The organism is Nocardiopsis sp. RV163 (assembly GCF_001029525.1).
GTDB classification, from domain to species: Bacteria; Actinomycetota; Actinomycetes; order Streptosporangiales; family Streptosporangiaceae; genus Nocardiopsis; species Nocardiopsis dassonvillei.
In genome coordinates, this window is sequence record NZ_LEKI01000157.1 from 1 (window position 1) to 13,328 (window position 13,328).

Genomic DNA, 13,328 nt, shown 5'->3' on the forward strand with positions numbered 1-13,328 from the left:
CGCCCCGCCCGCCCGGCGCCGTGCCGCGTCCGGCGCGGCGCAGCAGCCGGGCCGCGTCCGACAGGGCGGTCCGGGCGCGGACCCCGACGCCGGTGCGGGTGCGCAGCAGCAGCGCGGCCACCGCCCCCTCGGCGGCGAGGATTCCGCCGAGCACGTCGGTGAGGGTGAGCAGGGACGGTGCGGGCTCCCGCCCGTGTCCGGCCAGGAGGTCGGCCACCCCGCCGTGCGCCTGGACCAGGTAGTCGGTGGCCAGCGCGCCGGGTTCGGGGGCGCGGCCGCCCCACCCGTCGGCGTGCACGTGGACCAGGCCGGGGGCGGTGCCGGCGAGGTCGTCGGGGCCCAGGCCGAACCCCTCGGCGCGCCCGGGCGGCCAGTTGTAGAGCAGGACGTCGGCCGTGGCGGCCAGGTCACGGGCGGCCCGGCGCCCGGTCGCGGTCTTGAGGTCGGCTTCGACCGCGCCCTTGCCCCGGTTCAGGGCCAGGAACCGGGCGGAGCTGTCCCCCGCGAGCGGTGCCACCCCGCGCATGGGATCGCCGCCAGGGGGCTCGATCCGCACGACCTCGGCGCCGAGCATGGCGAGCAGCAGCCCTGCGAGCGGGCCCTGCACGCGGTTGGTGGCCTCCACCACCCGCAGCCCGGTCAGGGGCGCGGCGGCGTCGGAACCGAGCGGCTCCAGTGGGGCGGCCGGGGTCCTGGAGGCGTCGCGCGCGCGCAGCCGCCACTCCGAGGCCGGGGCGGGCTCCTCGGCGTCCCGGACGGCGCGTACGAGGGCCAGGCTCATGCCCGCGTCGCGGGCGGCCAGGCGGACCCGGGAGAGGTCCACGGCCGCGATCGCGGCGGGCAGCCCGGGCGGCAGCGGGCACACCGCGGTGGCGAAGCGCCGCTGGAAGGGCGGCCACCCGGCGGCGATCGCGGCCGGGTCGGCGCCCAGGCCGGTCCAGAACCGCGACCAGACCTCGGCGTCCAGGGTCTCGATCTCGAAGCGCGCTCCGTCAGCGGAGCGGAACGGCGGAACGGTTCCGGGCACGGCGGCGCCACGGCCGTCACCGGCGCCAGCTCCTCCCGCGTCGAGCGGGGACGGGCCCGCAGCGGCTCCCTGACCCGGGGCAGTGGCCGCGGCGACGTAGGGCCCCGCCGCGAGCAGGGCGGCCTGGGCCGCGGAGACCGACGCCGACAGCGCCGGGCCGCAGCGCGCCAGGGCCAGCGCGCAGGCCGCCACCGCCTGAGCGGCCAGCACCCCCACGCACACCGACGCGTAGTCCACCCCCAGGAAACGGGGCTCCCCGTGGGCCCGGCCGTGCAGGTGCGCCAGCCCGCAGGCGGCCTGGACGTCGCGCTCCCCCGCCAGGGGCGCCGCGACCGGCCCGGACCAGCCGACGGCGCAGCCGACCGGTACCGGCAGCACCCGGGCTCCCCCTCCGCCGGAGCCGTTCCCGCCAGGGCCCCACTCGCCCGGGACGGCCACCAGGCCGATCCACCCGGCCGGCGCCTGCGGGGGCAGGGGCGCCTCGGCCCGGGAGACGGCGCAGCCGAGCGCCTCCAGGCGCGCCGCCGCGATGCGCAGCGCGACGGAGCCGCCCACCGCCCGCGCGGCCGCCCCGGTCAGCGGGAGCGGGGCCGAGTCCACCGGTGCGGCGGTCACGTCCACTTCCCCGTTCCGCAGGTGTCGGGGCGCAGGCCCAGGTACTCGCGCAGCACGGAGCGGCGGACCTTGCCGGTGCCGGTGCGCGGCAGCTCGTCCCAGGTCAGCAGCACCGGGTCGGCGAGTTCGGGCAGGTCCGCGACGGCGCCGCGCCAGGCCACGATGTCCAGGCCCCCGCTCTCGGTGGCCACCACCGGCACCGGGGGCCCGTCCGGAACGCTCAGGACGACGCACTCCAGCACCTCGGGCAGGCGGTCGTCCACGACGTCCTCCACCTCCAGGCAGCCGCCCTCGCGCAGGGCGTCCACCTCGCGGTCCACCAACCGCAGCGCGCCGGTCCGGCTGAGGACGCCGATGTCGCCGGTGTTCCACCACTCGCCCACCAGCTTGGACCGCCACCGGCCCTCCTCGCCCACGTAGCCCAGGCACAGGGCCTCGGTGCGGCAGAAGATCAGGCCGGGCGTACCGGCCGGGACGGGTCGCGTGGTGCGCGGGTCGACCGCGCGCAGTCTGGTGCGGGTGGGGATGGGCCGGCCCAGGTGGCGGGTGGTCGGGTGGCGCCCGTTCTCCGCGGCCATCGCCCGCCGGGTGAGGAACCGGAAGGTCAGCGGCCCGGTCTCGCTCTGGCCCCAGCCCTGCATCCACACCGGGCGCCGGTGGCCGGTGGCGCCCAGGAAGGCGCGCACGGTCGGCGGGTGCACGGCGTCGAAGGTGCTGACGTAGAGCCGCACCCGGTCGAACGGGGCGTCCTCCCGCTCCGCCCGGTTCCGCCAGCGCGCGAAGACCGCGGGCGCGGCCTCCAGAGTGGTGGGGCGGTGCCGCTCCAGCAGCGGCCCGGCCTCGGCCCAGTCGGCGCCGGTGACCACGGACAGCCCTCCCGGGGACAGCCACAGCACGCTGGCGGTCCAGGCGAGCGCGCGCCCGTGCGCGAAGGAGTACGCGCCGGTCACCATGTCGTGGGGGCGGCTGCTCAGCACGGGCCAGCGGTGCGCCTCGAACCCGGCAAGGCGGCGCATGATCGTGCGGGTGGAGTGCGGGACCAGCTTGGGCACGCCTGTGGTGCCGGAGGTGTGCATGATCGCCAGGGGCGCGTCCAGGTGCGGCCTGCGCGGCGGCGGCGCCTCGGTGCCGCGCACGTCGTCCGGGCGCAGGACGCTCCCGGCCGGGCCCGCTCCCCCGGCCGGGTCCGCGCCCCCTGTCGGGCCGTCGAGGACCAGGGTTCGGGCCGCGTGCACGGCGGGGTCGGCCCCCGCCTCCCGGGACGCGGCGAGCAGGGCGGCGTCGGTGACCAGCAGCGCCGGGTCCAGCCGCTTGAGCAGGACCTCCAGCGCGTCCGGTTCCAGGTGCGCCGACAGCGACGCGGGCACCGCGCCCAGCCGGGCCGCGGCGCAGTTGAGCAGTACGTAGTCCCAGTGGTTGCGCTTGGCGATCGCGACGCGGTCGCCGGGCCGCACACCGGCCGCCGCGAGCCACCCGGCCGCCTCGCGCACCAGTCCGGCCACCCGGGGCACGTCCAGCTCGGTGCCCAGCCCGGGGGCGATGTCCAGCGGCCTGCTCAGGTGCACGGCGGTCGTGGAGCCGCGCTCGACCAGGTCGTCGAAGAGTGTGCCCAGGTGCAGGGGCTTGGTGAACAGCGTCATCGTCGTCGGTCCTCACTGGAGGCGGGAACGGGGGTCCGGGCCGTCGAGGCGAGGAATGCCAGGACCCGCGCGGCGGCCGTGGCCCCGGAGGAGACCGCGCCCTCGCTGCACGGGCGCAGCGAGACCCAGTCCCCGGCGTAGTCCACGGCCGAGGGCGGGCGGACGGCGAAGGCGGCGCGCTCGCGCAGGGCGCGCGGCCCCGCGGCGGGCAGGCCGTGGCGGAAGCGGTGCACGCGCACGGCCTCCACGTGCCGGGACAGTCCGGGCAGCAGGAGTTCGGCGCGGGCGGTGAGCCGCTCCGCCGCCAGCGCGTCGGAGGCGTCCAGGAGTTCGGCAGCCCCGCGCGGCGAGGCGACCAGGGAGACCAGGCCCCTGCCGGACGGCACCCGGCCCGGGTGCTTGTTGTGGTCGGCGGTGACCACGTTGAGCAGCGGGTCCTCCGGGGCGGGCACCAGGGTGGCGAAGCCGCCGCGCGCCCCGACCGGTTCCACCGGGCGGTCCAGGACCAGGGATACGCGGAGCATGGGCGCGTACTCGCAGGCCTCCAGGTAGGCGCGCTCGGCACCGGACGCGCCGGGGTGGAGCACGGCCGCGAGCGGGGCGGGCACGGCCAGCACGGCCGCGCGGGCGGTGACCGTGCCCGCCGGGGACTCCAGCCCGACCCCGTCCGGGCCCGCGGACACGCCGGTCACCGGGTGGCCGGTGACCACGTCGAGCCGGTCTGCCAGGACCCGTGCGAGGGTGTCCATGCCGTCGCGGTAGGTGCGCCAGCGGGCGCTGCTGCCCGCGGAGACCAGGTGCGCGGCGAAGGGGGCGGCCGCCGTGTGCTCGGGGTCCCAGCCGAAGAACCCGGCGGCCAGTGCGCCGAGCAGCCGGTACCGCAGCTCCGGGTGGTAGGGGAGGAGCAGTTCCGCCAGGGTGCGCTCTCCAAGCGGGGAGCGGTCGGGGTGTTCGGGGTCCAGGCCGAGGCGGGCCAGCCGGATCTGGAGTCGCAGCAGGTCGGCCCGCGCGCGCGGGGACAGCCCGGCACCGGTGAGCAGGCCCAGGGGGCGGCCCACGTGCGGTCGGGCCCGGCCACCGCGCCAGGACGCCAGGGCGCCGCGGATGCGGGGCACCGCGCCGCGGTCGGCGTCCAGGCCGACCTCGCGGATCAGCTTCCAGGTGGCCGGGTAGGCCTTCGCCGGGGGCAGCATCTCCGCGCCGGTGTCGATGAGGCAGCCGTGCTCGCGCAGGGTGCGCATGCGTCCGCCGACGGCCTCGGCGGCCTCCAGGACGCGGACCGAGCGGCCCGCGCGGGTCAGCGCGTGGGCGGTGGCCAGTCCGGCGGGTCCCGCTCCGACCACGGCGACGTCGAGCACCTCGCTCATGGGGCGCCTCCCGGGAGCACGGGGGCCAGCAGGTGGGCGGCGATGAGCAGGACCACGGTGACCCGGTGGGTGTGGATGGCCAGGCGGCGGGCGCGCAGGATGTCGTTCTGGACGAACCCGATGAAGAGCTGGGCCACCCGCATCAGGAAGACGGGGACCAGGACGATCGGGAACCACCACGGGGAGATCCCGGCCAGGGTGGAGCCGCTGATGAGCAGGCTCTCCGCCGCCGTCGCCGCGATGATGAAGGCGGTGTTGAGGTGCCCTGGCACCAGCGCGGCCACGGTGATCCGCCCGGCGGCGCGGTCGCCCGCGGCGTCGTTGGTGTTGGAGTACAGGCCGAAGAGCATCGGGCCGAAGCCGAACAGCAGGGCCTGGACCACGACGAAGCCGTTCAGCTCCCCGGTGAGCAGCCCGTAGGGCACCAGGACCCAGCCCACGCCCAAACCGATGAGGAAGGTTTCCTGGAAGCCCCGGTAGCTGATCTTGAGGCCCCAGGAGTACTGGACCGAGGCGACCACGCACAGGGCGGCCAGGGCGACCGCCCAGGCGGGCTGGTGCGGGGCGACCAGGACGACCAGGCCCCAGAGCAGGGCGCTCACCGCGGTCGCCGCCCAGGCGAAGCGCAGCGCCTGCGGTTCTGTGAGCGTCCCGGCGACGAGGGGTTTGCGGGCCAGTCGGCGACGGGCAGCGTCCGAGCCGTAGTTGGCCGCGTCGCTGCCGTCGCGGTAGCCGGTGACGTCGTCGAAGGCGACCATGGCGGCCACCACGGCCACCTCGGCGAGCAGGATGAGCAGGAGCAGCCCCAGCGTGCCCGGCTCCCAGCGCAGCGCGGGCGCGAGCATGGCCAGTACCAGGGGCAGGCCGATGTAGTAGTCGTAGATGTCGAGCTTGGCCAGCCGGGCGTAGGCGGCCAGTGCGCCCCGGGGCGGCGCCGCTGCGGGCGCCGTTCCGGAGGGGGGCGCGGCGGTGTGGTCGGTCATCTCGTTCTCCCGTAACGGTCGGCGAACGCGCACACGGTGTCGGCGATGTGCTCCACCTGGGCGTCGTCCAGGTGCGGGTACAGCGGCAGGGAGATGTTGCGCCGTGCCGCCGACTCCGCGTTGGGCCACCGGGCCCCGGCCCGGGCGTACGGGGCGAACGCGGGCTGGGCGGGCAGTGCGCGCGGGTAGTACACGTGGGTGTCGATCCCGTGCGCGGACAGGTGGACGCGCAGGTCGTCGCGCTCCTCGGCCAGGAGCGTGTAGACGTAGTGGCAGCGACCGTCGCCGCCCGTGGGCGGCGCCGTGATCCCGGCTCCGGCCAGTTGCGCGAACCGGCTGGAGTAGTAGGTGGAGATCTCGGCCCGGCGGGCGAGCCGGTCCTCCAGCCCGCTCAGCCGGTGGAGCTGGAACTCGGCCATCACCTCGTCGAAGCGGCTGTTGAGGCCGATCCGGTGGTGCAGGAAGCGGTGCGTGCCGTCCTGGCCGTGGTTGCGCAGCATCCGCACGCGCACGGCGAGTTCGGCGTCCGCGGTGACGACCACGCCGCCCTCGCCGGGCATGCCGAAGGTCTTGACCTGGACGAAGGAGTAGACCCCGGCGTCGCCCCACAGCCCGGCGGGGCGGCCGCCGAGGGTTCCCCCCTGGGCCAGCGCGGAGTCCTCGACCAGGCGCAGCCCGTACTGGTCGGCCAGGTCCCGGAACCGGGGCATGGCGGCCATCATCGAGAACACGTGCGCGGGCATGACCGCGCGGGTGCGCGCGGTGAGGGCGGTCTCGGCGGCGTCCGGGTCAAGGGTCAGGGAGACCGGGTCGACGTCGGCGAAGACCGGGCGCGCGCCGCGTTCGACGACGGTGCTGGCCAGCGGCGCGCAGCCGAAGGCCGGTACCACCACCTCGTCTCCGCGGCCGATCTCCATGGCGGCCAGGACCAGGGTGAGCGCGGAGGTGCCGCTGGAGCAGGCGACGACGTCGGCGGCGGCGAGGCGGTCGCGCAGTTGGCGTTCGAGGCGGGCGGTGCGCTCGCCGAGGATGAACTTCTGCGCGCCGCCGGTGCCGGTGGCGTGGACGGCCTCCAGCAGGACGTCGCGGTCGGCGTCGAACAGGTCGGGGGCGAAGAAGGGGATGCGCCGCCCGGTCGCCGTGGTCATCGGTGCCTCCGAACGCAGAAGTCCTCGATCTCCCCGCAGACCCGGTCCGCCTGGGCGTCGGTCAGGTCGGGGTAGAGCGGCAGGGCCACCGCCGCCTCGCAGGCGGCCTCGGCCCGCGGGAAGTCGCCGGGCGCGTGTCCCAGGCGGGTGAAGCAGGGCTGCAGGTGCAGCGGGATCGGGTAGTAGGTCTCGGTGCCGATTCCGGCCCCGGCCAGGTGGGCGACCAGGGCGTCGCGGTCGTCGGCCTCGACGAGGTGGACGTAGACGACGCGTTCGCCGCCGGGGTGGGGCGCGACGGCGCCGGGCACGGCGCGTATCCCGGGCAGGTCGCGCAGGCGGGCGTCGTAGCGCGCGGACAGCTCGGCCCGGCGGGCGATGTCGGTGTCGAGCCGGGAGAGCTTGGCCAGCAGCACGGCGGCCTGGATGTCGTCCATCTTGCTGTTGCAGCCCGCGACGACCGTCGGGTTGGCTATGCCCGGGAAGTCGTCCAGGGTCCGCCCGGAGCGGCCGTGGTGGCGCAGTGCCCGCGCGGTCTCGGCGACGGCGTCGTCGTCGGTGAGCAGCGCGCCCGCGTCGCCGATGGCGCCGAGGGTCTTGGAGGGGAAGAAGGACAGCACGCCGCCGGTGCCGAGCAGTCCGGCGTGCACGCCGCGCAGCCGCATGCCGATGGCCTCGGCGCTGTCCTCCAGCACGGTCAGGCCGCGGCGCCGGGCGACCTCGCGCACGCCCTCCATGTCGGCCAGGCGGTCGAACAGGTGGACCGGCATGACCATCCGGGTGCGGGAGGTGGCCACCGCGTCCACCGAGGCCGGGTCGATGCCGTACCCGTGCTCCTCGATGTCGGCGAAGACCGGTACGCCCCCGGCGAGGACGACGGAGCTGGCGGTGGCGACGAAGGAGTAGGCGGGGACGATCACCTCGTCGCCGGGGCGCAGCCCGGCGGCGCGCAGCAGGATGACGAGGGCGTCGGTTCCGGAGTTGACGCCGACCACGTGCCGGGCGCCGGTCCAGCGGGCCAGGGCGTCCTCGAACTCGGCGACCACGGCCCCGTGCGAGAACTTGCCCCGGTCCATGACCCGTAGGCAGTTGTCCCGGATGTGCGGCCACAGTTCCGCGAAGCTCCGGGACTGGTCGAAGAAGGGGACGGGGAGGCGTGTTCTGCCGGGGGGCACCGCCTCGGGGGGTTCGAGCGTTCTCTTCAACTTCTCCACGTTTCTACGCTGCGGGAGGGGGGCGGTCTCCGGCCGCGGCGGTCGGCCTCGGCCGGGTCGGGGGTTCAGCCGCCGAGGAGGGGGATGTCGTTGCGGCCCAGGTGGTAGTCGCGGACCGCGTCGACCAGTTCGGAGGCGGAGAGCGTGCCGCTGCCGTCGGTGTCGAGTTCGTCGAAGACGCGGTCGGAGTCCCGCGCGCTGACGCCGACGGCGTCGAGCCACCGGCGCATCTCGCTCCGGCTGATCCCGCCGTCGCCGTCGGTGTCGAGCACGCCCATGGTGGCCTGGAGCGTCGGCCGGGCGATCTCGGCGAAGCCCTCCTCGCTGCCGACCATCTCGCGCCCGGCGACCTCCATGAACTGGTCGCGGCTCAGCCGGTCGGTGCCCGAGGCCGCCGCCAGGCGGTCGAACATGCCCAGGTAGGCGGCCCTGAGCGCGTCGCCCCGGGCGGTGCCCTCGGCTCCCAGCCGCGAGACGATGCCGTCGGCCTCGGCCGCGAGGTCCGAGCGCTCGATCACGCCGTCGCCGTCGACGTCCCAGAGGCGGAAACGCTCCTGCAGGCGGCTGGCGATCTTGGTGGCGGTCGTCATGGGGTCTCGCTCACTTCTTTCGTGGAACAGCAGGAGCACGCCGTCATAACGGCGTTCGAAAAGGACACCCGAGATCGGACTCCGATCGATCCCGACGCCGAATAACGCCCTTCCCGCACGCGATAGGGAATACGGAACGGGAGGGACGGCGCGCTTCGCTTTCCCGCGTGCTCGCACCGAGGGGGGAGGGGGCGGAAACGGTCCCGGCCGCGGCGGTCGGCCGCGGCCGGAACGAGGGTTCTCAGCTTCCGAGGAGGGGGATGTCGTTGCGGCCCAGGTGGTAGTCGCGGACCGCGTCGACCAGCTCGGTGGTGGACAGCCTGCCACTGCCGTCGGTGTCCAGCTCGGCGAAGGCGCGGTCGGCCTCGGCGCCCTGGAGCCCGATGGCGGCGAACCACTTCTGCATCTCGGAGGGGCTGATCTCACCGTCGCCGCTGGTGTCCAGCACGTTGACGATGGCCTGGATGGTCGGCTGGACGACCGAGGCGAAGCCGGCGTCGCCCTTGCTGATGATCTCCTGCTCGGCGGCCCGGACGAACTCCTCCCGGCTCATCGCCTGGGTGCCGGCGGCGGCGGCCAGGTGGTCGAACATCGCCAGGTAGGCGGCCTTGAGCTCGTTGCCCTGGGCGGTGCCCTCGGCTCCCAGCCGCGAGACGATGTCGTTCGCCTCGGTCTCGAAGTCCGAGCGCTCGATGGTGCCGCTGCCGTCGACGTCCCAGAGGCGGAAGCGCTCTTCGAGACGGCTGTTGGCCTTGGTTGCGGTCGTCATTTATTTTCCCTCTCGGTTCCCATGGAAAAACAGACGTACGATGCTCTCTCCGAGCACAGGAAAGGACCCTCGGGCCGAGCCCGGCCGAACCTTCCCCGCACCCAGAACATTAGCCCGCGAACACGCCCCACAAAAGGGGGTCAGAAGAATTCATGGGGGCAATTGATTTTTTATATCGGACATATTTCAGCAAATGCCAGATTCTTCGGAAACCGTTGCGGCGGCGGGGTCGGCGCCGACCGCTTCCCCCTGCCGGAACACCAGAGTCTCACCCGAGGCGAGCCCCAGGTCCCGCCCGGTCGGCAGCGGGTCGGCGTGGACCAGCACGTTGTAGTGGTTGGGCATGTGGCAGGCGTCGAAGCCGAGCACCGTCCCCACCCGGCGCGGGCCGATCCACACCTCGTCGCCCCGGTCCACCACCCCGGCGCCGGTGATCTCGGCGAACCCGAGGAAGCCCACCCGATCGATCCGGGCCCCCTCCGCGGTCTCGGTGTGGTCGGTGGCGACCAGCTCGTGCACCTCCCCCGCGCGCACGCACCGGCTGGCGTGGGGTTCGAGCCGCATGCCGCGCTCGCTCCTGCGGTGCACCAGGACCTTGACCAGCGTCGCGGTGACGTCACGCTTGGGACCGTCCTCACGGGGGTTCATCGCGCGTCCTCCCTCGTGGGCTCCGCGGCCCGCGCCAGGCGGTAGGCGTCCGCGACCAGCCGCAGGGCGGAGGGCCCCGCCGGGTCCTCGACCACGCCGCCGCGCACCCGCCGCTCGAACTCGGCGAGCACGCCCACGTACTCGTGCCACAGGGAGTCCTTGAACCCGGGGTGGCCCTCCAGCATGTCCGCCGTGAGCACCGCGCCGTCGGCGGTGCGCGCCTCGACGTCCTTGCGCTCGCCGGGGTGGGACCAGTCGAGCAGGACGCGTGCGCGCGCCCCCGCGGCGCGCAGCACGACCTCGGCCCGGCGGTCGGTGCCCGCGGCGTCGCGCGTGACGCGCGCCGACTCGGCCTCGGCGGGTCCGAGCAGCCACTCCACCAGGTCGAAGGCGTTGGGTCCGTTGTCGGCCAGGCACCCGCCGCCGCAGCGGGCCGGGTCCAGGTACCAGGTGTCGGTCCCGGCGTGCTCCTCGATCCGTTCCAGGTAGCGCACGGTCAGCTCCTCCACCCGCCGTCCGGACAGGTCCCGGCGCAGCAGCGCGAGCGCGGAGTTGTACCGGCGGTGGAAGGCGGTGAACAGCACCGTGCCCCGGTCGCGGGCGAGCCCGGTCAGCGCCCGCCCCTGGACGGCGTCCAGCGCGAGCGGCTTCTCCACGCACACGGCCACCCCGCGCCGCAGCGCGTCGGCGCAGACGGGGGCGTGGGCGTCGTTGGGCGCGGTGACCACGAGCGCGTCCAGTCCGGTCTCGTCGAGCATCCGGACGTGGTCGGTGTAGCCCCGCGCCCCGACCGGGTGGGCCGCGAGCACACCGGGGTCGCGGTCGCACACAGCTACCAGGTCCAGCCCGGGCGCGGCGCGCAGTGCCTCCAGGTAGAAGCGGGAGATCACGCCGAGCCCGACCAGCCCGGTGCGCAGCGGGGCGCTCATCGCGTCTGCTCCCCCATCGCCTCAAGGGGCAGGCCGGTCCGGTCGGCCAGCTCCGCCAGTTCGGAGTACAGCTCCGCCTCCAGCCGCACGCCCGTCAGGCGCAGTTCCCGCGCCCGGTGGTACTCGTGCCAGCCGGGGTAGCGCACCGGCGCGTCCGGGTCGGTGGGCGGGCAGGCCAGCAGCGCGCCGAACAGCTCGCGCGCGTCGTTTTCGGCCCCTTCCCGCAGGGCGTCGGGGGCGATCGCGGCCACGAAGAAGCCGATGTCGTCGTCGCGTCCGCCCGGGCCGCCGTCCCCGTCCAGGGCGTCGGGGTGCGGGCCCGTCCCGGCCCCCGGGACCAGCGCGGAGAGCACCTCGACCATGAGCCCGAGGCCGAAGCCCTTGTAGCGTCCCGCGTCGCCGCCCAGCCACATCAGGTGCGCGCGCCCGGCGTCGAAGGCGGAGGGGTCGGTGACGGGCGCGCCGGTGTCGTCGCACAGCAGGCCCTCGGGCAGGGTGAGGCCCTCGCGGGCGGCCTGGCGCACCCGGCCGGTGGGCGCGGCCGTTGTGCTCATGTCGAGCAGGAACGGGGGGTGCTCCCCCGCCGGGGCGGCGACGCTGAGCGGGTTGGTGCCCAGCATCGCGACCGCGCCGCCGGGCGGACGGGCGATGCGCTGGCGTCCGCAGTTGCTGGCCACCAGGCCCACCATGCCGCGTTCGGCCGCGCGCAGCGCGTGGTACCCGGCGCAGCCCAGATGGGTGGCGCCGCGCACGGACACCAGTCCGATGCCGTGGCGCGCGGCGCGTTCGGCGGCCAGGTCCATGGCCTCGCTGGCCGCCCACAGGCCCAGGGCCCGCCGGGAGTCCCAGAGCACGGCGGCGCCGAGGTCGGCGAGGACGCGCGGCTCGGCGGCGGGGTCGGCCCTGCCCTCGTCGAGGAGCGGCAGGTAGAGGCGGGTCAGGTTGGCCAGGCCGTGCGAGCGCGGACCGGCGAGGTCTCCGTGGCACAGGGCGCGCGCCGCCTGGGCCGCCCGGTCGGGGGGCAGGCCGCGGTCGGCGAACACCCCGGCCGCGAACGCGACCAGGTCGTCGTGGCGTACCCGCACGGCCTCGTGTTCCGGCGGAGCCTGGGTGGGGGCCGCTGTGGTCACCGGGCCTCCCGGGCGGGGTCGTGGTGTTCGCTCATGTCCTCGGCGCCTTCCTCGTCGGTGGTGTGGGGTCTTCGTCGGTGTGCGGCCCTTGGGCCCCGTGCGGGTCGTCGGGCCCGGAGGCCCGACGCGGGATCTGGTCGGTGAAGGCGGCCAGGACGCGGGCGACCGCGTCGGCGAACCCGTCGAGTTCGTCGGCGCGCGCGAACTCGCCGTCGGCGTGCGCGTTGTTGGCGGCCAGGTCGCCGGGGCCCAGCACTGCGGTGCTGGCTCCGGCGACCCCGGACATCCAGATCGCGTCACAGGTGAAGGCGGGTTCGTCCGCGGGCCACGGGGCGATTCCGGCGCGGCGCAGCAGGGCGGGCCCCCAGGGGTCGCGCCCGTCGAGCGCGGGCAGGCCGCGCTTGGTCCACTCCAGGCGGGTGAGGGCGCGGGCGTCGGCGGCGGTGCGGGCGAACAGCGCGGTCTCGGCGAAGTCCTCGGTGAAGGCGTCCAGTCCCGCGTCGAGCGCGTCGGTCAGGGCGCGTTCCAGGGCGCGTCCGGCGGCGGCGTCCGCGTAGGCGAGGTTGAGCAGCAGCGACCCGCTGCCGTAGACCCTGTTGTGCAGGGTGCCGGTGTGCAACCCGGCCAGGCACACCGCGCCGGAGCGGGCGTGCGCGTCCATGGCGCGGCCCAGGTGCCGGGCCAGGTGGCCCAGCAGGACGGAGGCGTTGTGCCCGGTGTGCGGGCGGTCGTCGACGGCGTCCTTCCCTCGGACCGAGATACGGGCGGTCATCGACGCGGTGCTGCGCGTGAGGAACCGCATCCGGGTGGGCTCGCAGAAGATGTTGAGGCGGCCGGTGTGGCCGCGTTCGACCAGCGGCCGGGTGCCGAGGGTGCCCATGGCTCCGCCCTCCTCCCCCGCCACGGCCTGGACGAGCACCGCGACGTCGCGGCCGACGGCCGGGTCGCGTTCGCGGGCGGCCCGCACCCCGGCCAGCAGCGCCGCCGCCGGGCCCTTGGCGTCGATGGCGCCGCGCCCGTGGAAGCGTTCGCCGTCGAAGCCGACCGGCTGCTGCCCGGCGACCGTGTCCAGGTGCACGTTGAACATCACGGTGCGCTCGGCGGGCAGGTCGGGGCCCAGCCGCAGCACGAGGCTGGGCTGGCAGCCGAGGAAACCGGGGCGGGCCAGGGCCTGGCGGACTGCCCGCCTCCTGCCTGCGGCCGTGGGCCGCGCACATCCGCTTGGCCTCGGTGAGCAGCCGGACCGCCTCGACCTGGACCGGGAGCGTGCC

12 protein-coding genes are annotated in these 13,328 nt (G+C 75.5%); all 12 read right to left on the reverse strand.

Translation table 11 applies throughout. The features are described 5' to 3' along the window. The coding region (locus ABD54_RS27515; RefSeq protein WP_235432144.1) for a CoA transferase at positions 1-1,642 on the reverse strand (1,642 nt) is incomplete at its 3' end. Continuing rightward, complete coding sequence (locus tag ABD54_RS21685; protein WP_047871369.1) at positions 1,639-3,282, reverse strand: class I adenylate-forming enzyme family protein; 1,644 nt, start codon at positions 3,280-3,282, stop codon at positions 1,639-1,641. The genes ABD54_RS21685 and ABD54_RS27515, both read right to left, overlap by 4 nt. Beyond that, positions 3,279-4,649: an NAD(P)/FAD-dependent oxidoreductase gene (locus tag ABD54_RS21690; RefSeq protein ID WP_047871370.1), complete on the reverse strand. Its 1,371-nt coding sequence runs from the start codon at positions 4,647-4,649 to the stop codon at positions 3,279-3,281. The genes ABD54_RS21685 and ABD54_RS21690 overlap by 4 nt, the downstream gene beginning before the upstream one ends. Next, positions 4,646-5,632 (reverse strand): UbiA family prenyltransferase, encoded by a 987-nt coding sequence (locus tag ABD54_RS21695; RefSeq protein ID WP_047871371.1) that lies wholly within the window; start codon positions 5,630-5,632, stop codon positions 4,646-4,648. Before ABD54_RS21695 ends, ABD54_RS21690 begins: the two co-directional genes overlap by 4 nt. Then, a complete protein-coding gene (locus ABD54_RS21700; RefSeq protein ID WP_047871372.1) occupies positions 5,629-6,780 on the reverse strand; it encodes a DegT/DnrJ/EryC1/StrS aminotransferase family protein in 1,152 nt (383 codons plus the stop codon). The genes ABD54_RS21695 and ABD54_RS21700 overlap by 4 nt, the downstream gene beginning before the upstream one ends. After that, a complete protein-coding gene (locus ABD54_RS21705; RefSeq protein ID WP_047871373.1) occupies positions 6,777-7,982 on the reverse strand; it encodes a DegT/DnrJ/EryC1/StrS aminotransferase family protein in 1,206 nt (401 codons plus the stop codon). Before ABD54_RS21705 ends, ABD54_RS21700 begins: the two co-directional genes overlap by 4 nt. 74 nt (positions 7,983-8,056) lie before the next feature. Next, positions 8,057-8,581 (reverse strand): EF-hand domain-containing protein, encoded by a 525-nt coding sequence (locus ABD54_RS21710; protein WP_047871374.1) that lies wholly within the window; start codon positions 8,579-8,581, stop codon positions 8,057-8,059. 241 nt (positions 8,582-8,822) lie between these two features. Beyond that, positions 8,823-9,350 (reverse strand): EF-hand domain-containing protein, encoded by a 528-nt coding sequence (locus ABD54_RS21715; RefSeq protein WP_047871375.1) that lies wholly within the window; start codon positions 9,348-9,350, stop codon positions 8,823-8,825. A 186-nt stretch (positions 9,351-9,536) separates the two neighbouring features. Continuing rightward, entirely contained in the window at positions 9,537-9,998 is a 462-nt protein-coding gene (locus ABD54_RS21720) for a DUF6917 domain-containing protein (RefSeq protein WP_047871376.1), read from the reverse strand. After that, positions 9,995-10,927: a Gfo/Idh/MocA family protein gene (locus ABD54_RS21725; protein WP_047871377.1), complete on the reverse strand. Its 933-nt coding sequence runs from the start codon at positions 10,925-10,927 to the stop codon at positions 9,995-9,997. The genes ABD54_RS21720 and ABD54_RS21725 overlap by 4 nt, the downstream gene beginning before the upstream one ends. Then, positions 10,924-12,057 (reverse strand): Ldh family oxidoreductase, encoded by a 1,134-nt coding sequence (locus tag ABD54_RS21730; protein WP_047871378.1) that lies wholly within the window; start codon positions 12,055-12,057, stop codon positions 10,924-10,926. The genes ABD54_RS21725 and ABD54_RS21730 overlap by 4 nt, the downstream gene beginning before the upstream one ends. A 31-nt stretch (positions 12,058-12,088) precedes the next feature. Next, positions 12,089-13,186: a M20/M25/M40 family metallo-hydrolase gene (locus tag ABD54_RS21735; RefSeq protein ID WP_235432146.1), complete on the reverse strand. Its 1,098-nt coding sequence runs from the start codon at positions 13,184-13,186 to the stop codon at positions 12,089-12,091. Positions 13,187-13,328 lie beyond the last annotated feature (142 nt).